This is a genomic window from Arthrobacter flavus, assembly GCF_039526005.1.
GTDB classification, from domain to species: Bacteria; Actinomycetota; Actinomycetes; order Actinomycetales; family Micrococcaceae; genus Arthrobacter_D; species Arthrobacter_D flavus.
Genome location: NZ_BAAAIJ010000004.1, coordinates 1 through 19756 on the forward strand (window position 1 = coordinate 1; position 19756 = coordinate 19756).

A 19756-nucleotide genomic window follows, 5' to 3' on the forward strand; every position below is an offset into this window, starting at 1 on the left:
TCGGAAGGCCTCGACCTCCATCTCGTCACCGACGCGCCCACCCCGGCTACACCCCGCCTACACTCTCGTTTGCGAAGAGCCCCATTGTCTCCCACCAATAGGCGTAATTCACCCTTGCACCGGGAATCTCGCCAATTGATACGCAGTCGATACGGGCACCGGATTGAAACCGAGCAGACGCGTTGTCGCAGAGTATGCTGAGGGATCGAACGGAAGTATTGTGAAATGCGGGGGACGTATCCTTTACAGCCCAATGGCCTAGCGGTCAGACGAGCCAGGAATAGGGAATGATATGAGCGATCCCGGAGTCGCAGTGGTCATCGAGGACGATGCCGATGTGCGGAACCTGGTCGATGCTGTTCTCACCCAATCTGGATTTGAAGTTCACTCGGCCGGCTCGGGCCGGGCAGGGGTCGAGCTGGTCGGGAGACATAACGCGACCATTGTGACCCTTGATGTGGGACTTCCGGATATCGACGGGTACGAGGTACTCCGGAGGATCCGACAGTCAAGCAATTGCTACGTGCTGATGCTGACCGCCAGAACCGATGAACTGGATACCCTGACCGCGCTGCAATCAGGTGCGGATGATTTCATTACCAAACCTTTCCGCCCGCGGGAACTCCGGGCCAGGATAGCCGCAATGCTCCGCAGGCCACGGAATCCCGAGAAAACCGGGGAGGGAAGTGCGCCTCCTCCCGAGGAGGGCGAGCCGGGGGTGCTACTGCACAATGGGCTGGCGCTCAACCACGAAACGCGGACCGCGACGTTGGCGGGAAACAAACTCAGCCTCACACGCAGTGAGTTCGATTTACTGCACGATCTCCTTCGAAGCGGCGGATCGGTCCGAACCAAAGCGAATCTGGTCCGAGTTGTCAGGGGACACCACTACCGGGACGACGCCTACATCAGTGATGCCGATGAGCGGGCGGTGGAGGTCCATATGGGCAACCTCCGCCGCAAGCTGGGCGAGGACACGCGCGAACCCAAGTGGCTGTTGACCGTCCGCGGGGTTGGCTACAGGTTGGCGCCCAAACGGACCTGATCCAACGGCCAGCATTCGTCTTACCCGAGAACAGCTTCGGAGCAAAGAGCCAGTTCGCGGATCGTTTGGATCCCGCACGCTTCCACGGACGGAAGAATGTCGGCGGCTCCGCTCAGGTCGTTGAGCCGGACTGACTCCTCAAGGGTGGACGCCAGGCTGGCAAGCCTCGCCGCGCCGACCATCATTGAGCTGGTCCTGACGCTCAGCACCGCTTCCATGGCGGCGGCGTGGTCACGACGGGAAACGGTGTCCGCCAGCCGGGTGAACCTCTCGTCCCAAACATGGATGAAGTCGAGGATGAAAGCCTTGACCGCCGACGGATTGTCGAGCTGATCTGCCAGGGTCAGTAGCGTGTTGTGATCGATGAGGGGAACACGGCCCTGTGGAGAAAGTATTAGGGGCAGCACTGAGCGATTGGTGCGGTACCGTCCGCCACCGTGAAAACCGTCCTCACCGCTTTAGGCACGGCGCATTTCGCAGGGATCATTTACTGAGGGTACGTCGACCGGCTTTATTCCGGTCGATAGTTTGGTTTACCCTGCGCAAAAGCTGCGTCATTCCTTTGCCTGGTCCGGCCAGGGCGAGCCCGGCCGGCCGTTGGCATAGGCTGTGATGATGACCACGCACCGACCCTCGGCCCCGGCCGACGGCAATCCTGCGCAGCGACCACAGGCAGGGTTGCGTGACACCCTTGACGCGCTCCCGGTTGCGGTGGCGCTACTCGATGTGAATGGTGTGATCTCGGCCGTTAATCGGGAATGGGAGCGTTTCCCCCAGCCCTTTGCCGGGATCGCAGCACCGGTTGCCGGGGGGTCCTACCTGACGGAATGTGTAGCGGCGGCAGCGCAGGGTGACGGCGCCGCCGTCGAAGTCTCAGCTGGCCTCCACGCTGTCCTGAGCGGGGACCATCAGAACCTTGCGCTTGAATATCCGTCTTCGGGCGGTGAACGTTGGATCCGCACGCGCATCTGCAGGAGTGACAGCGGCGGTCTGGTAGTCACCCACATCGACATCACGCCGCAGCGAGTGGCCCAGCAGGAAAGCTCCTTCCAGGCGTCGCTGCTCGACGCCGTCGGGCAATCAGTAGTCGCGATTGATTTGCAGGGGCGGATCACCTACTGGAACGACGCCTCGGTCCAGATGCTGGGGTGGAGCGCGGGGGATGCGGTTGGCCGACACTTCGCGGATCTCGCCCTGTTCGACAACGGCTCCAGAGCCACAGCGATCATTGCCCAGGTGTCCTCGGGGAAGCCGTGGTCGGGTGAGCACTGGACCAAACACAGAAACGGTCTCCGCCTGTCGGTCTACTCGACAATCACCCCGCTCTATGACAAAGCGGGGCAGGTAATCGCGGTCATTGATGTCTCCACGGATACGACCGAATCGAACCGTGCCCAGGCGGAGATGAGTCGGCTGTCGAGTCTGGTCGAATTCTCGAACGATGCCATCAACGGTGCAACCCTCGATGGGATTATCACCAGTTGGAATGCCGGAGCTGAGCGCATTTACGGCTATTCGCCGGAGGAGGCAATCGGCCGTAGCGTCCTGATGCTCTCACCGGAGGAACGTTCCGGTCCGGATGAGGAGCTGCGCGACAAGCTTCGGCAAGGGGAGCCGGTGATCGGCCAGCTGGTTCGGGGGATGCGAAAAGACGGATCGCTGTTGGACATTTCGCTCACGCTCTCCCCGATGTACGACGAGCAAGGACAACTGGTCGGTTCATCGGCCGTCGCCCGTGATGTGTCCGAAATCAACAGGCTCCGCGCCGCTTCTGAACTGGAGCGTGACCGGCTGGCAGCTGCCCAGGAAATGGCCCACGTGGGGTCCGTGGAGTGGGATGCCATCGCCGACCGGGTCTGGAGGTCTGACGAGTATTGCAGGATCCATGGACTGCCGGTGACGGCCGAGGGCTCACGCGGTCCACTGTTGGGTGCGGTGCACCCGGAGGACCGCGAACGTATTGCCCAGCTGTGGAAAGACTTAATGGACCACGGCACGTCAGTCGATTTCACCTACCGTGTGGGGGACCCCGACGGGGACGTCCGATGGGTGTACGCCCGGGCAGTCTTGGAGCGGGACGACGACGGCGAGCCAGTCAAGATGTTGGGGACGGCGCTTGATATCACCGAACGGAAGCTGGGGGAACAGGCGCTTGAACGGTTGGCGTTCCGGGACCCGCTGACCGGCCTGGCGAACCGGGCGCTGCTCACGGAGAGCATCCAGGAGGCTCTGGCCGAGTGCGCGTTGAAAGCCTCACACGTTGGAGTGCTCTTCCTGGACGTGGACCGTTTCAAGGTCATCAACGACGGCCTGGGCCACGCTGCAGGGGATAGCCTCCTGGTCCAGCTGTCGTCCCGGTTGCTAGACGCTGTTCGCCCAGAGGACACCCTGGCCCGTTTTGCTGGTGATGAGTTTGTCATTGTCTGCGCGGATATGACTGAGGACAGCGCGAAGAAACTGGCCCGCCGGATCCGCACGGCAGTGCAAATACCGTTCGAGCTTCTGGACCGGGAAGTATTCGTGGATGTCAGTATCGGCATCGCAATCTCCTCAGCCGATGACACCCCGGAATCCTTGTTGCACAATTCCGACGCCGCGATGTATCGGGCCAAGGTGAGCGGGAGGAACAATGCAATCGTCTTTGACGAGGCAATGCACCGACGAGCGGCGTTGCGGCTGGCCGTCGAGACCGAACTGCCGCGTGCCATCGAGCGCGATCAGTTGCAGGTTCACTACCAACCAGTGTTCGAGGTCGCGAGCGGTGAGCCCATCGGCTTTGAAGCGTTGGTGAGGTGGCAGCACCCTGAACACGGATTGATTGGTCCCGACTCGTTTATCCCGGTCGCAGAGGAAACCGGCCAGATTGTGCCGATCGGGCTATGGGTCCTCAATCAGGCGCTGCAGCAGGTGAAGCGCTGGAAGGAGGAGCTGTCCGGTGCAGAGAAGTGGAAGATGTCGGTGAACCTTTCGGCTCGGCAACTGCAGGATGCAGGGCTTCATTCCGGGGTGGGAGATGCCATTCGGGCAGCAGGAATTGAACCGTCCGCCGTGGTGCTGGAGATTACCGAATCTGTCCTGATGGGCGACGCGGACCAGTCACTGAAAACGCTGACCAAACTTCGTAGCCTCGGCGTTGGCATCGCCGTCGATGACTTCGGGACGGGCTATTCATCATTGAGCTATCTCAGGCGTTTTCCCGTCACCTCGTTGAAGATCGACCGGTCTTTCACCGACGGTCTCGGGGGCAGTGACGTGCATGCCGGCCCGATCGTGGAGGCCATTGCGGCGATGGGGCGGGCCTTGGGTCTACGGGTGGTGGCTGAAGGAGTGGAGACCGCTGAGCAGTTGGCCGAGCTGTCCCGGATGCAGGTGCAGTTTGCTCAAGGGTACCTATGGTCGCCGGCTCTGCCGGCCGGCCAGGTGCCCGCGTGGTTCGCAGCGATCAGGTGTAATGCAAACTGATCAGCTTCCCATCAATGCTCTGAACATCGATCGGAGTTTTGTAGATGGCAGAAAGCACCTCGGGCCGCATGATGGCGTCAACCGGGCCCTGGTGAATGATCCTTCCGTCGGCCATCGCGACGATCTCGTCCGAATAGACCGACGCGAAATTGATGTCGTGCATGACCAGCACCACCCGTTTACCCAGGTCATCGGCAGCCCGGCGCAACAGCCGCATGATCTCAACAGCATGCCGCAGATCCAGGTTGTTCAGCGGTTCATCGAGAAGGACATAGTCGGTGTCCTGCGCCAGCACCATCGCGATGAACGCCCGTTGGCGCTGTCCACCTGACAGCTCGTCCAGGAAACGAGACTGAAGCTCCGTCAGGTCAAGGTAGCGCAGGGCCTCGTCAATCCGGTTCCTGTCATCGGCGGTGAGCCGTCCCCGGGAATGTGGGTAGCGTCCGAAGGCCACGAGTTCACCCACCGTCAGGCGTGCAGTGAGGTGGTTGTCCTGATGCAGCATGGCAACTCTTTTCGCGAGGACCCTGCCCGACGTCGTCCCGATGTCCAGCCCATCAATGTCGACAGTGCCGTGATCCATCGACAACAGACGTCCAACGATCGAGAGCAGCGTCGACTTGCCGGCGCCGTTGGGGCCAATGATTGACGTGATCCCACTCCGGCCGAGGTCCAGATCGACGCCGTCGACCACTGCCTGCGAGCCGTAGCTCTTTGTTACCCCTCGTAACGTGATCATCGGGGTCCCTTTCTGATCAGGAGAATGACGAACAAAATACCGCCAGCAAACTCGATGATGATGCCCAGCGCCGTATTGAAGCCGAAGACCTGCTCAAGCATGAGCTGACCACCAACAAGAGCGATGATGCCCAGCAGGACCGTTCCGGGCAGTACCATGCGGTGCCGGCTGGTTCCGGTGAGCGCATACGCGAGGTTGGCGACGATCAACCCGAAGAAGGTAATCGGCCCGACCAGCGCTGTTGACACCGAAACCAGAACCGCAATAAGGACCAGCACGGTCATGACGGTCCGTCGGTGGTTGATACCCAAACCTATTGAGTGGTTTTCGCCCAGCGCCAGGACGTCGAACACGGGGAGCAGCCGAGCTCCGACCACCAGACAGATCAGAACCGCTACCGCGGAAATGACAATCAGCTCCTCGTTCACGGCGTTGAAGCTTGCAAAGAATGAGTCCTGCAGCACGGCGAAGGCAGCCGGGTCGAGCATCCGCTGGATGAATCCGGAGATGCTTCGGAAGAGCACCCCGAGGATGATCCCCACCAGGATCATCAGATGCAGGCTGCGCCGTGCCCCGAAGAACAGCCAGCGAAAGAGGAGGGTCGAGAACAGGACCATCGCGCCCACCTCGACAATCCACTTCAGCCGGTCATCGACTGTTGCGAGGGTCAGGGCGCCGAAGCTGAAGACAATCAGCGTCTGGATCAGCACATAGAGTGCATCGAAGCCCATGATGGAGGGGGTCAGGATCCGGTTGTTGGTGACGGTCTGGAAGAGGACTGTTGAGACGCCGACGGCGATGGCCACAAGCGTCATGGCTGCGACTTTCCGTGCGCGGAACGGCACTGCGAAATCCCAGCTGCCAACAATTCCCACGGTGAGGAAGCAGACGATGCACCCGAGGGCCAGCAGACTCAGGACCATGAGCACCGCTGTTGGCCGGTCGGGCTGCCACTTCCCACGCGCTCGCGGAGGCGAAGCTACCGATTCAGTGGACACGGCCGGGGCTCCTCAAAAGCAGGTAAAGGAAAATCGCCGACCCCACCACACCGACGACGACTCCCAGCGGAATCTCGTAAGGGAAACGCACCAGGCGGCCGATCATGTCGCAGACAAGGACAAACCCGGCGCCCAGGATTGCGACCCAGGGCATCGAGTTCCTGACGTTGTCTCCCATCATCAGGCTCACGACGTTGGGTACCACCAACCCCAGAAACGGAATGACGCCGGCCGTCACGACGACGACGGCGCTGACAACCGACACGATCACCAGACCAAAGATCAGCAGGCGCCCGTAATTGAGTCCAGCGTTGTTGGTGAACTGCTGGCCCAACCCCGCGACGGTGAACCGGTTGGCCGCCAGATAGGCAATGACCGTCATGGCGAAGGCAACCCAGAGGAGCTCGTACCGGCCCCTGAGGATCCCCGAAAAATCACCGGTCATCCACACGCCGAGGGTCTGCAACAGGTCAAGGCGGTAGGCGTAGAAGGTGGTCACCGCACCGATGATCCCGCCCAGCATGATGCCAACCAGGGGGACCAGCACGATCGACCGGACCGGGATGCGCCGCAGGATCAACAGGAACAGGGATGTCCCGGCAAGGGCGAACAGGGCGGCCACCAGCATCTTCCCCATCAGGGAAACCTCCGGCAGGAAGACCGTTGCGACCAGCAATCCCAGGGCAGCTGATTCAGCAGTGCCGGTGGTACTGGGTTCGACGAACTTGTTGCGCACCAGCATCTGCATGATGAGACCGACCACCGACAGGGAAATGCCGGTCAGCACCAGTGCGATGGTCCGCGGCACCCGGCTGGCGAGAAGCAGGAAGGCTGCCTCGCTATCGGCGCCACCCCGTAGCAGGCTAGCCGGGGTGACGTCGCTGACGCCGATGAAGGTGCTGCCGATCGCCAGCGCCACCACGGCCACCCCGGCAAGAGGCAACAGCAGTGGCGCTGGACCGCGGCGGCGGACCGGGGGAGCGGCCGGGGCGATGCTCGTGGTGCGCAGGGCCTGAGGGTCGATTACGACAGCCCGTCGATGACTGAATCAACCATGTCGTTCACCGCGGTGAGACCGCTCATGACGATGTACCAGGGCACCGGATCCAGGCACACCACCTGGTCTTCACTCCAGGCGGTGCTTTTGGCGACTACCTCGTTGTCGAGGACTTCCTGGGCGTTGGCACTACCGGACTCACCAACCGCCGCGTCACGGTCGATGACGAAGAGCCAGTCAGGGTTGGTTTCGAGCAGGAACTCGTTCGATACCGGATCCCCATGGGTTTCCGCCTCGACGTCGGCCACGGCTGGTTCCAGGCCAAGCTCATCATGCAGCCAGCCGAACCGGGAACCCGGCCCATAGGCGGTAATTTCCCCGGCGCTCGTCATGACGATCAGGCCGGTTCCAGCCTCCCCTGCCACGGACTGGGCTTCACCGATCTTTGCCGAGACCTCTTCCAGTGCGGCATCCGTCTCGGCCGTCTTGTCGAAGACCTCGCCGAGCGTCTCCACGTTCTGGGTGAAGCTTCCGAGATAGTCTTCCCAGTCCAGGGTCAGGTCGATGGTCGGGGCAATCTTGCTCAGCTCGGCGTATGCCTCGGAGGACCGGTTGGCGACGATGATGAGGTCCGGTTCGGCAGCATTGACAGCCTCGTAGTCCGGCTCGAACAGGGTTCCCATATTCTGGTAGTCAGCACCGGAGTACTTCTCAAGGTAGTCCGGCAGATTATCCTGCGGGAGTCCAGCGACAGGCACCCCGAGGGTATCCAGTGTGTCGAGCGACGCCATGTCGAAGGTGATAACGGTTTCAGGAACACCCTCAAGGATCGTCTCACCCTGGGCATGTTCAATCGTGAGCTCAGCGGCAGCCGGCTCCGACGTTTCGCCGGTCGCATCGGTGCTGCTGGCTGCTGTCCCGCACCCCGCGAGGACGAGCGCCGCCGTTATGACGGCCGCGGGAAGGGCAACGCTCCGGCCCATGATGTTCTTCACCTGGAAACTCCAATCGACATGTCTGTTCGCGGCACTTCCTGCCGAAACAATTAGGAAAGGCTAACCTAACCTTAAGTTTCGGCTTTCGGCAAAACCCCTGGATTCTCGGCTGATTACCGTGGAATCCGGCCCACTCCGAGGGGCATCAATCGCAGAAACGGCCCTTGGGCCAAGACCTGCCGAAAGCAACCGGCCATCGTTGACCGGGGGGCCGTTTCTGGGTCGACAGGGCAACTTCCGCCGACGGGGACAGTGGCTGCGGGGCTCGCTTTGACCTGGGACATAGCTTCGCGCTAATCTGGGTAGTCGTTGTGCGTATCCCACCTCGATACGTCCATGCCCGCGTGGCGACTCGGTTGCAGAGTCACCTGGCCCGCGGATATGGCCGAGATACCCGGGATCACTGGCTTTCAGCCCTCACCTGAAGTTCCGGTAGCGCATGCATAAGCTGAGCTTTCGCGCGGGGATTCAACTCCCGGTTGCGAAGGCGTCACCGAACAAGAAACGAAGGCAAAAACCGTGCGTACGTACACCCCGAAGCCAGGCGACATCAACCGCCAGTGGCACGTCATTGACGCCACCGACGTTGTCCTAGGCCGACTTGCCAGCCAGACCGCAACACTGCTGCGCGGAAAGCACAAGCCGACCTTTGCACCCCATATGGATATGGGCGATTTCGTCATCATCATCAACGCCGAGAAGGTAGCCCTCACCGGCGCCAAGCTCGAGCAGAAGCGTGCATACCGCCACTCCGGGTTCCCGGGTGGCCTCTCGTCGGTCAACTACGCAGAGCTGCTGGAACAGAATCCAGTCCGCGCTGTGGAGAAGGCTATCCGAGGCATGCTTCCCAAGACTTCCCTGGCTGCCCAGCAGATCGGGAAACTGAAGGTCTACCGCGGTGCCGAGCACCCTCACGCTGCCCAGCAGCCCAAGACCTTCGAAATTACCCAGGTCGCCCAGTAGTCCTGGCCACCACACACTAAGAAATTAATTCAAGGAGAACCGTGGCTCAGAACACTGAAGAGCTGAATGAACCAACTGAGGAGCTCACGAGCTACACCTCAGAAACCGGCGAGACCACCGAGGCTGTAGCCAAGGAACGTCCCGCCCTGACTGTTGGCGGCGGAGCCGTTGGCCGTCGCAAGGAAGCAGTTGCACGGGTCCGGCTCGTACCGGGTACCGGCAAGTGGATTGTCAACGGCCGCGAACTGGCCGATTACTTCCCCAACAAGCTGCACCAGCAGGAAGTCAACGATCCGTTCAAGATCCTCGACCTCCTGGGCTCCTACGACGTCGTCGCCCGCATCCACGGTGGCGGCCCATCCGGCCAGGCCGGTGCGCTGCGCCTCGGCGTCGCCCGTTCCCTGAACGAGATCGACCGCGAGAACAACCGTGCCATCCTCAAGAAGGCCGGCTTCCTGACCCGCGACGCACGAGTGATCGAGCGTAAGAAGGCTGGTCTGAAGAAGGCTCGCAAGGCGCCTCAGTACTCCAAGCGCTAACCAACCACGTGGACCGGCGCGCTTCCACTTCGGATGCCCGGCCTTCAGTGGTCCTAACGCCCGTCCGGTTACCGGACGGGCGTTAGGTGTTTAAGCTAGGGATCGATTCCCCTGAACTAGGATGTACACCGATGAGTAGATTATTTGGGACCGACGGCGTCCGCGGACTGGCAAACGACCTGATCACCCCGGAGCTGGCAATGCAGCTGGCTCAGGCGGCTGCAGTGGTGTTGGGCCATGGCAAGACCGAAGGCAGACGGCCGACGGCCGTGATCGCGCGGGACCCCCGGATCAGCGGTGACTTCATTGCTGCGGCGGTGGAAGCCGGCCTGGCCGGTGCTGGGGTTGACGTCTACGACGCCGGTATTCTCCCCACTCCCGCTGCGGCCTTCCTGGTAGCCGATCTTGACGCTGATTTCGGGGTCATGATTTCGGCTTCACACAACGCGGCACCGGATAACGGCATCAAGTTCCTGGCCCGCGGTGGGAAGAAGCTCGACGACCAGATTGAGGACGCCATCGAGCTGGAGCTGACCCGGCCCGCGCTGCGGCCCACCGGAGGGGACGTCGGCCGGATCCAACGGTTTGCCGACGCGGAGGATCGTTATGTTGTCCACCTCCTGCAGACCCTCCCCAACCGCCTCGACGGCGTGAAAGTGGTGCTCGACTGCGCCCATGGCGCCGCCAGCGGCTGCTCCCCTCAGGTCTTCGCCGACGCCGGCGCCGAAATTGTGGTGATCGGCGCCGATCCTGACGGGATCAACATCAACGACGGCTACGGCTCCACCCACCTGGGTCCCTTGCAGGCTGCGGTGTTGGAGCATGGAGCCGATCTGGGGATCGCCCACGACGGCGACGCCGACCGCTGCCTCGCCGTCGACCACGAAGGCTCCATTGTCGATGGTGACCAGATCATGGCGATCATGGCTGTGGCGATGAACGCGGCCGGCACTCTCAAGGACAACACCCTGGTAGCCACGGTGATGAGCAACCTTGGCCTGAAACTCGCCCTCCGCGAGGCGGGGATCAGTCTCAGGGAAACCGGTGTGGGTGACCGGTACGTACTCGAGGGCATGCGCGACGGCGGGTACAGCCTCGGCGGCGAACAGTCGGGTCACGTCATCTTTGCCGAGCACGCCACCACGGGTGACGGCGTCCTGACCGGTCTCCAGCTCGCCGCTCAGGTGGCGCGTACCGGACGGTCGCTCAAGGAACTATCCCAGATCATGAACAAGCTCCCTCAGGTGCTGATCAACGTCAAGGGCGTGGACAAGGCAGCGGTGACCACCAACGAGCATGTCCAGCAGGCGGTGCTCGAGGCGCAGGAGACGCTGGGGGAGACCGGCCGCGTACTGCTTCGCCCCTCCGGCACCGAACCGGTGGTCCGGGTCATGGTGGAAGCCGCCGACATGGAGACAGCGCAGCGCACCGCCGACCGGCTCGCCGAGACGGTACAGCTTCGGTTGGCCCTCACTCCGGCGTAGTCACGAGTCGCCCGGCCCGCCCGGTTCACAGGTAGAGGTCAGGGGCGAGCGGCGAGGCTGTCCCTGATTTCGGTGAGCAACTCGATCTGGGGATCCACAGCGGGTTCCTGTTCGACGTTGCCGAGGCGCCGGTTGCGTCGTTCGATCATCTTGTTCATGGGCAGCACGACGACGAAGTAGATCGCCGCTGCTACCAGCAGGAAATTGACGACCGCGGTCAGCAGTACCCCGAACAGGATGTCGTTCCCGTTGATCGTCACTTTCGCGAAGTCGTCGAAGTTCGGGGATCCCACCAGTGCCGAGATCAGCGGCATGAATACCGAATCGACCAGCGCCCTCACAACGGCGCCGAACGCCGTTCCCAGAACCACTGCGACCGCAAGGTCGACGACGTTGCCTTTCATGATGAAGGTCTTGAATCCGTTGAGCATTCGCCTAGGATATCGGCCTAGCCGTAGTCGGGCGCATCGGGCAGCCCGAAGAACTCCTCAAGGGTTTCCACACCGTTGGACCTCATGGCCGATGAGGTGTCGGTCCCGACGAATCGGTAGTGCCAGGATTCAGCGAGGAACCCCGTGGTGTCCTGCCGGCCCTCCGGGTATCTGAGGATGAACCCGAACTCGTGGGCGTTGGCCGATGCCCAGCCTGCTGCCGTCGTGTCCCTGAAGCAGGACCTGAGGGTGCAGGCGCCGTCGTCCTGACCGATATCGAAGGCGAGCCCGGTCTGGTGTTCCGAGTAGCCCGGGCGGGCCGAATAGTTATCCGCCTCCTCAGGGCTGCCGTTGCGACTCACCCAGTAGTCGTAGGTTGCGGCCTGGACGGGATAGGAACGGTAGCCGCTGACCAGGGTGAGCCAGACGTCGTCGTCGGCGGCTGCGGCGAACATCTCCTCCACAGCCTTGGCCGCATCCGGGCGCAGGGTTGCATTGACGCCATCCGTCGCGAGGGGTACGTCGGGAAGGATGAGGTCCGCCGGGGTGAATTCAATCGGAGTGAGCGGCCGCCGTTTGTTGACGACGACGGTGGCGGCCGAGGGATCGGCGTAGTCGTCCGATACAGAGTCGTCCGATGCAGCATCCCCCGAGGCAGAGGCGGCCGCCGCTGAGCCGGCAGGCGCAGTTGACGACGGCGACCGTTGAGCGGGCGCGGGGATCTCGCCGACGGCAAGGCTCGGGAGGTCCGAAGCCGTCGGGGCCGGGTCGGATGATCCGCAGCCGGAGACGGCGACAGCCAGGATCGCAGCCGTCACCAGTAACCGACGAGTGGGCCGTCGACGCATACCGGTCAGGTCTTCCGCAGCAACATCCGCCGCACCGAATGATCGGCTTCCTTGGTCAGCACCAGCTGCGCACGGCCCCGGGTTGGCAGCACATTGGCCATCAGATTGGGCTCGTTGATCCGCTTCCAGATGCCGAGCGCTGTCTCGCGGGATTCGTCGTCGGTCAAGGACGCATACCGGTGGAAATAGGACTGGGGGTTGGCGAACGCGCCGGAGCGCAGTGACTGGAACCGTTGGACGTACCACTGCTCAATGTAGGAGGTCTTGGCATCGACATAGATGGAGAAATCAAAGAAATCACTCAGGGCCAGCCCGGACCGCCCATCGGCTCGGGTCCTGGCGGGTGCCAGCACATTGAGGCCCTCCACAATGAGGACGTCGGGACGCCTCACCACCACTTCACGGTCGGGCACGATGTTGTAGGTCAGGTGGGAGTACCACGGGGCGCGCACCTCATCGGCTCCGCTCTTGACCTCGCTGACGAACCTGAGCAGGCGTCGTCGATCATAGGACTCGGGGAAGCCCTTGCGCTGCATCAGGCCGCGGCGTTCCAGCTCATCATTGGGGTACAGGAACCCGTCGGTGGTGACCAGCTCCACGTTGGGGGTGTCCGGCCAGCGGCTCAACAGCTCGCGCAGCACGCGGGCCGTCGTCGACTTTCCGACGGCCACCGAACCGGCGACCCCGATGACGAACGGGGTGCGGGTGCGCTGCTCGCCCAGGAACGTGGTGGTGGCGGCGTGCAGCTCGCCTGCGGCCGCGACGTAGAGGGACAGGAGCCGCGATAGGGGAAGGTAGACCTCACGCACCTCATCGAGGTTGAGCTCATCGCCGAGCCCCCGCAGCCGAAGAATGTCCTCAAGACCGAGGGGGGAGGTGATCTCGTTGGAGAGCCGGGCCCAGGTCTGACGGTCCAACTCAACGAAGGGTGTGAAGTTGCTCTCCGCACCATTGCCCGGGGTCACCCCGGGATTTGTCTCATTCACCATCTGAATTGTGCCTGTTGGCGGCCCCAGATGCGAACCTCACCCGGGCGGGTCGCTCTCGCGGGGCGGCAGCCTGCATCTGAACGCCCGGGCTGACGGTACTCTTAAGCCCATGTGTGGAATCGTAGGCTACGTAGGCCGATCAACAGTGTCCTCCGACGGTACAACCGCAACCCATGGCGCGCTCGACGTCGTCATGGAGGGTTTGCGTCGCCTTGAGTATCGCGGCTACGACTCGGCCGGAGTGGCAGTCCTGACCCCCAACGGCATCGAGTCGCGGAAGAAGTCAGGCAAGCTCAGCAACCTGGTGGCCGAACTTGAGGCCCGCCCGCTGACCGCGTCCCTGACCGGTATCGGTCACACCCGCTGGGCCACCCACGGTGCACCCAATGACACGAACGCACACCCCCACCTCGCCGACAACGGCCGGCTGGCCGTCATTCACAACGGCATCATCGAAAACTTCGCCGAACTCAAGGCAGTGCTGCTCGAACAGGGCGAAACGTTCCTCTCCGAAACGGACACCGAGGTAGCGGCAGCTCTGCTCGGCCGCATCTACCAGGAACTCTCGGCCGCCGGTGACCCTGACCCGCTCACCCATGCCATGCGCAAAGCCAGCCAGCAGCTGGAGGGCGCTTTCACGCTCCTCGCCGTGCACCAGGACTCGCCGGGCATCGTCGTCGCGGCCCGCCGCAACTCCCCCCTCGTCGTCGGCCTTGGCGACGGCGAGAATTTCCTCGGCTCCGACGTGTCAGGCTTCATTGACTTCACCCGCCGCGCCGTCGAGCTGGGCCAGGACCAGGTAGTCACCATCACCCCCGACGACGTCGTCATCACCGACTTCTTCGGCGCCCCGGCCGAGGGCAAGGAATTCCACGTGGACTGGGACGCGGCAGCCGCGGAGAAGGGCGGCTACCCCTCCTTCATGGAGAAGGAAATCAATGACCAGCCCGACGCCGTCGCGCAGACCCTCCTGGGCCGCTCCGACGCGCAGGGCAAGCTGATCCTCGATGAGTTGCGGATCGACGAGACCATCCTGCGTTCCGTGGACAAGATCGTGGTCCTCGCTTGCGGTACGTCGGCCTACGCGGGACAGGTAGCCAAGTACGCCATCGAGCACTGGTGCCGTATCCCCACCGAGGTGGAGCTCTCCCACGAGTTCAGGTACCGCGATCCGATCGTCAACGAGAAGACGCTCGTCGTCGCCATCTCCCAGTCCGGTGAGACCATGGACACCCTGATGGCGGTGCGCTACGCCCGCGAACAGGGCGCCAAGGTGGTCGCGATCTGCAACACCAACGGATCCACCATTCCGCGTGAGTCAGACGCCGTGCTGTACACCCACGCCGGTCCGGAAATTGCCGTCGCCTCGACGAAGGCGTTCCTCGCCCAGATCACCGCCGCCTACCTGCTGGGTCTGTACCTGGCGCAACTGCGCGGCAACAAGTTCGGCGACGAGATCGCGGACGTCATGGCCGATCTCGCCGACATGCCAGCGAAGATCCAGAGCATCCTGGACAACGCCGACAAGGTCAAGAAGCTTGCCCGCGACATGTCCAACGCCAAGTCGGTGCTCTTCCTGGGCCGGCACGTCGGATTCCCGGTGGCGATGGAGGGTGCCTTGAAGCTCAAGGAACTCGCCTACATCCACGCCGAGGGGTTCGCCGCCGGCGAGCTGAAGCACGGCCCCATCGCGTTGATTGAAGATGGGCAGCCGGTGGTCGTGGTGGTGCCGTCTCCGAACGGCAGGGACTCCCTGCACGCCAAGGTGGTCTCCAACATCCAGGAGATCCGCGCCCGCGGCGCGGTCACCATCGTGATCGCTGAGGAAGGCGACACCTCGGTGGAAGCCTACGCCGAACACGTGTTCTACGTACCCAAGACTCCCACCCTGCTGGCGCCGCTGCTCACCACGGTGCCGCTGCAGATTTTCGCCTGCGAGTTGGCGTCCGCCAAGGGGTACGACGTCGACCAGCCGCGTAACCTGGCCAAATCAGTCACGGTTGAGTAATCACCGATGATCGTTGGCATAGGCGTTGACGTAGTTGACATAGACCGGTTCGGGCGGCAGCTGGAACGGACGCCTGGCCTGCGTGAACGATTGTTCGTTCCGGCCGAGCGAGTGCTGAACCTGCGCTCGCTCGCCGCCCGGTTCGCGGCCAAGGAAGCGGTGGCCAAGGCCCTCGGCGCGCCCGCGGGCATGAACTGGCAGGACTGCTGGATTGGGCTCGACGCTGCCGGTAGCCCGTCAGTGAAAGTCAAAGGCACCGTTGCGGCGGTCGCCGCCGCGAAGGGTGTGCGCCGCTGGCACCTCTCACTCAGCCATGACGGAGGGGTAGCGACAGCGATGGTCGTCGCCGAAGCCGATACCGGACCTGTGGCAGCAGCAGCACCGTCCGACGGGATAGACTCCTAAGTATGCTTAGCGCCTATTCGGGCAGTGCGATCCGTTCGGCTGAAGCCCCCCTCCTCGACGCCGGGCAGGGCGCTGCCCTGATGCAGCGCGCAGCATACGGCCTGTACGCCGCTGCAGCCGCCGAACTGATCAGCCGGACCGGCGGCTGTTACGGGCGCACCGCGGTGGTTCTCGCCGGCAGCGGCAACAACGCCGGCGATGCCCTTTTCGCGGCGGCACGACTGGCCGGCAGGGGAGTGCGCACGACGGCGGTCTTCACCTCCGCCACCACTCATCCGCTGGCACTTGCAGCCTTTCAGCGCGCTGGCGGCCGGGTTGAACTGCTCAGCGAGGCGACCACCGGCCGCCTGGTGGGGTCAACCGCCGCCGCAGATCTCGTCATTGACGGGATTCTGGGGATCGGCGGGTCCGGGGGGCTCCGCGAACCGGCGGCTACCTTCGTCCGGGAGCTTGCCGCGGCGGCCACCGGCGTCGTCGTGGCCTGCGACCTGCCCAGCGGGGTGGACGCGCACACCGGTGTGGTCAACGAACCGGTCCTTCACGCCGACCTCACCGTCACCTTCGGCGCGCTCAAGACCGGGCTCCTCGCCGGCCCGGGGGCGCACGCCGCGGGGCGCGTCGTCGTCGTCGACATCGGGCTCGCCGGGTCACTGCCGGAACCCGATCTGTTCCGTCTCGAGGCCGCCGACGCCGCGGCCCTGTACCGCAGGCCCCGCCCGGCCGACCACAAGTACACCCGCGGCGTGCTCGGCATCGCCGCCGGTTCGGCAATGTACCCGGGCGCAGCGGTCCTGGCGACCGGAGCAGCCCTGGCCACCGGGCTGGGAATGGTCAGGTATCTGGGACCACCGTCGGTCGCGGACCTGGTCAACCGGACCCACCCCGAAGCGGTCTGCTCCCAGGAGCAGGTCAAGCCGACCCACGTTCAGGCCTGGTTGGTCGGCCCCGGGGCCGACGAGGACCCGGACCAGCGGCGTCGGGCCCGCGACGCGATGGCGTCCGGCCTGCCCACAGTGGTGGACGCCGGCGCGCTGGCGCTCCTGCCGCGCAGGCTGGCGCCACAGGTGATCCTGACCCCTCACGCGGGCGAGCTGCAGGCGGTGCTGGCGAAGCGCAAGGTCAAGGCGACCCGTCGCGATATCGAGGCGGCCCCCACCGAGTACGCCCGCATCGCGGCTGAGCTCACCGGCGCCACAGTGTTACTCAAGGGTGCGGTCACCGTCGTGGCGTCGCCGTCGGGCTCACTGTTCAGCCAGGCGGACGCGACCCCGTGGCTCGCGACCGCAGGGTCGGGGGATACGCTCGCCGGCATACTGGGCGCCCTGATCGCCACCCTGGCCGACGACGACGGCGACGCTGCCATCGAACGAATCGGCGTACCGATGCCGGACAAATGGGCGGCGATAGCAGCAGCGGCGGCGCTGCTCCACGGCCTGGCGGGAACCAGAGCTGCGGGGTTCGGACCGATCGTGGTCTCGGAGCTGCCGCAGCACCTCGGTGCCGTCCTGGCGGACCTGCTCACCGCCCCACCCTCAAGGACACAATTCACTAACTAGTCACCTGGTTGCGCTATGAAGGTAGCTGGACCGTTCACTTTTCGACCCACGATTTACACCACTTCAGGAGAACACATGGAACTTTGGCCCGGCGAAGCGTACCCCCTGGGTGCAACCTATGACGGCACCGGCACCAACTTTGCGCTGTACAGCGAGATTGCCGACAGGGTGGAGCTCTGTCTGTTCGACGACGACGGCACCGAGACCCGCGTGCATCTCAACGAGGTGGACGGCTACGTCTGGCACGGGTACCTGCCGCACATCGTCCCGGGCCAGAAGTACGGCTACCGGGTCCACGGTCCCAACGCCCCCGAAGAGGGCCACCGTTGCAACCCGAACAAGCTCCTCCTGGACCCGTACGCCAAGGCTGTCCACGGCCAAATGGACTGGGATCCGGCACTGTTCGGATACAACTTCGGCGACGAAAACTCGATCAACAACGACGATTCGGCACCCCACATGATGCTGGGCGTCGTCGTGAACCCGTTCTTCGACTGGGACGGTGACCGTAAGCCCCGGATCCCGTACCACCAGTCGGTCATCTACGAAGCCCATGTCAAGGGACTCACGCAGCTCCACCCGGAGGTCCCCGAGGAACAGCGCGGCACCTACGCTGGCGTCGCACACCCTTCAGTCATCTCGCACCTGCAGAAGCTGGGAATCACCGCCATCGAACTGATGCCAGTGCACCAGTTCGTCAACGACAGCACCCTCCAGGAAAAGGGCCTCACCAACTACTGGGGCTACAACACCATCGGGTTCTTTGCGCCACACAATACCTACGGCTCCGCCGGCGACACCGGCGAACAGGTCCAGGAATTCAAGGCCATGGTGCGTGAACTCCACCTCGCAGGCATCGAAGTGATTCTCGACGTTGTGTACAACCACACCGCCGAGGGCAACCACATGGGCCCCACCCTGTCGATGCGCGGCATTGACAACTCCGCGTACTACCGGCTCGTCGAAGACGACAAGAAGTACTACATGGACTACACCGGCACCGGTAACTCCCTGAACGTGGGCAACCCGCACTCCCTGCAGCTCCTGATGGACTCCCTGCGCTACTGGGTGACCGAGATGCACGTCGACGGCTTCCGCTTCGACCTCGCGTCCACACTGGCCCGCGAGTTCTACGACGTCGACCGGCTGTCAGCGTTCTTCGAACTGGTCCAGCAGGACCCGGTGGTCTCCCAGGTCAAGCTCATCGCCGAGCCGTGGGACGTTGGACCCGGTGGCTACCAGGTGGGCAACTTCCCACCGCAGTGGACCGAGTGGAACGGCAAGTACCGCGACACGGTGCGCGACTTCTGGCGTGGAGAACCGTCCACGCTCGGCGAATTCGCCTCACGCCTGACCGGCTCAGCCGACCTCTATGAGCAGTCAGCACGCCGCCCGGTCGCGTCGATCAACTTCGTCACCGCCCATGATGGCTTCACCATCCGGGACCTCGTGTCCTACAACGAGAAGCACAACGAAGCCAACGGTGAAGACAACAACGACGGCGAAACCCACAACCGGTCCTGGAACTGCGGCGAGGAAGGCCCCACCGACAACCCCGAGGTCAACACGCTCAGGGTCCGCCAACAACGCAACTTCATTGCCACCCTCCTGCTGTCGCAGGGTGTGCCGATGCTGCTGCACGGCGATGAGCTGGGCCGCACCCAGCACGGGAACAACAACACCTACGCACAGGACTCCGAGATCAGCTGGATCCACTGGGACCAGATGGACCAGCCGCTGCTCGAATTCACTGCCGCCGTGAACCGGCTGCGGTCGGAGCACCCAACGTTCCGCCGACGCCGGTTCTTCGACGGCCGACCGGTACGACGCGGCGAGGGCGAGGCCCTGCCGGATATCGTCTGGCTGGGCACGGACGGCACCGTCATGGCGCCCGAGGATTGGGACTCCGGATTCGGCCGTTCCATCGGCGTGTTCCTGAACGGGCAGGGTATCTCCGGCCGCGACGCCCGCGGGCAGCGGATCACCGACCAGAACTTCCTGCTGCTCTTCAACGCCAGCGACGAGCCGGTGGACTTCACCCTCCCACAGCAGGAGTACGCTCCGGCCTGGGATGAGGTCATCGATACGGCCGGCAAATACGCTGACTCGGACGCCATTCCCGCGGAAACCACGATCACGCTGGAAGCCAAGTCCATGGTGGTGTTGCGCGCCCACGCCGAAACCGAGGATCTCGATCACTCGGTGGCAGCGTCACTGGCCGCGTTGGCCAACTCGCACCAGCCCGGCGGCGCCTAACCGCCTGGGCCGGCCCAGGCACCGCAGCAGTTTCACCCTGC

17 protein-coding genes are annotated in these 19756 nt (G+C 63.6%); 9 read left to right on the forward strand and 8 right to left on the reverse strand.

Going from position 1 to position 19756, the window contains the following annotated elements:
* Nucleotides 1–292 precede the first annotated feature (292 nt).
* Nucleotides 293–1045, forward strand: coding sequence for a response regulator transcription factor (locus tag ABD059_RS01345; RefSeq protein ID WP_343877281.1), 753 nt, complete (start codon nucleotides 293–295; stop codon nucleotides 1043–1045).
* A 20-nt stretch (nucleotides 1046–1065) separates the two neighbouring features.
* On the opposite strand, the gene ABD059_RS01350 is transcribed toward ABD059_RS01345, so the two are convergent.
* Entirely contained in the window at nucleotides 1066–1452 is a 387-nt protein-coding gene (locus ABD059_RS01350; RefSeq protein WP_343877282.1) for an Hpt domain-containing protein, read from the reverse strand.
* Between the two features lie 208 nt (nucleotides 1453–1660).
* Between ABD059_RS01350 and ABD059_RS01355 the strand changes: the two genes are divergently transcribed.
* Complete coding sequence (locus tag ABD059_RS01355) at nucleotides 1661–4507, forward strand: bifunctional diguanylate cyclase/phosphodiesterase (protein WP_343877283.1); 2847 nt, start codon at nucleotides 1661–1663, stop codon at nucleotides 4505–4507.
* On the opposite strand, the gene ABD059_RS01360 is transcribed toward ABD059_RS01355, so the two are convergent.
* The 4 genes from ABD059_RS01360 to ABD059_RS01375 all read right to left on the reverse strand — a co-directional run bounded on the left by ABD059_RS01360 (nucleotide 4488) and on the right by ABD059_RS01375 (nucleotide 8236).
* A complete protein-coding gene (locus ABD059_RS01360; RefSeq protein ID WP_343877285.1) occupies nucleotides 4488–5246 on the reverse strand; it encodes an iron ABC transporter ATP-binding protein in 759 nt (252 codons plus the stop codon). The genes ABD059_RS01355 and ABD059_RS01360 overlap by 20 nt on opposite strands.
* Nucleotides 5243–6244, reverse strand: a complete 1002-nt coding sequence (locus ABD059_RS01365; RefSeq protein ID WP_343877287.1) for an iron chelate uptake ABC transporter family permease subunit — start codon at nucleotides 6242–6244, stop codon at nucleotides 5243–5245. The genes ABD059_RS01360 and ABD059_RS01365 overlap by 4 nt, the downstream gene beginning before the upstream one ends.
* The gene (locus ABD059_RS01370; RefSeq protein WP_343877288.1) at nucleotides 6234–7163 is read right to left on the reverse strand and encodes an ABC transporter permease; all 930 of its coding nucleotides are present in this window, start codon (nucleotides 7161–7163) and stop codon (nucleotides 6234–6236) included. Before ABD059_RS01370 ends, ABD059_RS01365 begins: the two co-directional genes overlap by 11 nt.
* A 104-nt stretch (nucleotides 7164–7267) precedes the next feature.
* Nucleotides 7268–8236 (reverse strand): siderophore ABC transporter substrate-binding protein, encoded by a 969-nt coding sequence (locus tag ABD059_RS01375; protein ID WP_343877289.1) that lies wholly within the window; start codon nucleotides 8234–8236, stop codon nucleotides 7268–7270.
* A 519-nt stretch (nucleotides 8237–8755) separates the two neighbouring features.
* Here ABD059_RS01375 and rplM point away from each other — a divergent pair.
* The 3 genes from rplM to glmM all read left to right on the forward strand — a co-directional run bounded on the left by rplM (nucleotide 8756) and on the right by glmM (nucleotide 11222).
* A complete protein-coding gene (gene rplM / locus ABD059_RS01380; protein WP_019481538.1) occupies nucleotides 8756–9199 on the forward strand; it encodes a 50S ribosomal protein L13 in 444 nt (147 codons plus the stop codon).
* Between the two features lie 41 nt (nucleotides 9200–9240).
* The gene (rpsI, locus tag ABD059_RS01385) at nucleotides 9241–9738 is read left to right on the forward strand and encodes a 30S ribosomal protein S9 (protein ID WP_343877290.1); all 498 of its coding nucleotides are present in this window, start codon (nucleotides 9241–9243) and stop codon (nucleotides 9736–9738) included.
* 131 nt (nucleotides 9739–9869) lie between these two features.
* On the forward strand, nucleotides 9870–11222 hold the full coding sequence (glmM, locus tag ABD059_RS01390) for a phosphoglucosamine mutase (RefSeq protein WP_343877291.1): 1353 nt from the start codon (nucleotides 9870–9872) through the stop codon (nucleotides 11220–11222).
* Between the two features lie 38 nt (nucleotides 11223–11260).
* Here the strand turns inward: glmM and mscL are convergent, their stop codons facing one another.
* The 3 genes from mscL to coaA are packed head-to-tail and all read right to left on the reverse strand — an operon-like array spanning nucleotide 11261 to nucleotide 13490.
* Entirely contained in the window at nucleotides 11261–11653 is a 393-nt protein-coding gene (gene mscL / locus ABD059_RS01395; protein ID WP_343877292.1) for a large conductance mechanosensitive channel protein MscL, read from the reverse strand.
* Between the two features lie 17 nt (nucleotides 11654–11670).
* Nucleotides 11671–12501 (reverse strand): M15 family metallopeptidase, encoded by an 831-nt coding sequence (locus ABD059_RS01400; protein WP_343877293.1) that lies wholly within the window; start codon nucleotides 12499–12501, stop codon nucleotides 11671–11673.
* A 5-nt stretch (nucleotides 12502–12506) separates the two neighbouring features.
* Nucleotides 12507–13490: a type I pantothenate kinase gene (gene coaA, locus ABD059_RS01405; protein WP_343877294.1), complete on the reverse strand. Its 984-nt coding sequence runs from the start codon at nucleotides 13488–13490 to the stop codon at nucleotides 12507–12509.
* 109 nt (nucleotides 13491–13599) lie between these two features.
* Between coaA and glmS the strand changes: the two genes are divergently transcribed.
* The 4 genes from glmS to glgX all read left to right on the forward strand — a co-directional run bounded on the left by glmS (nucleotide 13600) and on the right by glgX (nucleotide 19715).
* Entirely contained in the window at nucleotides 13600–15498 is a 1899-nt protein-coding gene (gene glmS / locus ABD059_RS01410) for a glutamine--fructose-6-phosphate transaminase (isomerizing) (RefSeq protein ID WP_343877295.1), read from the forward strand.
* 6 nt (nucleotides 15499–15504) lie between these two features.
* Nucleotides 15505–15903 carry a holo-ACP synthase gene (locus ABD059_RS01415; RefSeq protein ID WP_343877296.1) on the forward strand — a complete coding sequence of 133 codons (399 nt, stop codon included), beginning with the start codon at nucleotides 15505–15507 and terminating at the stop codon, nucleotides 15901–15903.
* Between the two features lie 2 nt (nucleotides 15904–15905).
* Nucleotides 15906–17459, forward strand: a complete 1554-nt coding sequence (locus ABD059_RS01420; RefSeq protein WP_343877297.1) for an NAD(P)H-hydrate epimerase — start codon at nucleotides 15906–15908, stop codon at nucleotides 17457–17459.
* Nucleotides 17460–17534: 75 nt separating this feature from the next.
* Nucleotides 17535–19715, forward strand: coding sequence for a glycogen debranching protein GlgX (gene glgX, locus ABD059_RS01425; RefSeq protein WP_343877299.1), 2181 nt, complete (start codon nucleotides 17535–17537; stop codon nucleotides 19713–19715).
* Nucleotides 19716–19756: the final 41 nt, after the last annotated feature.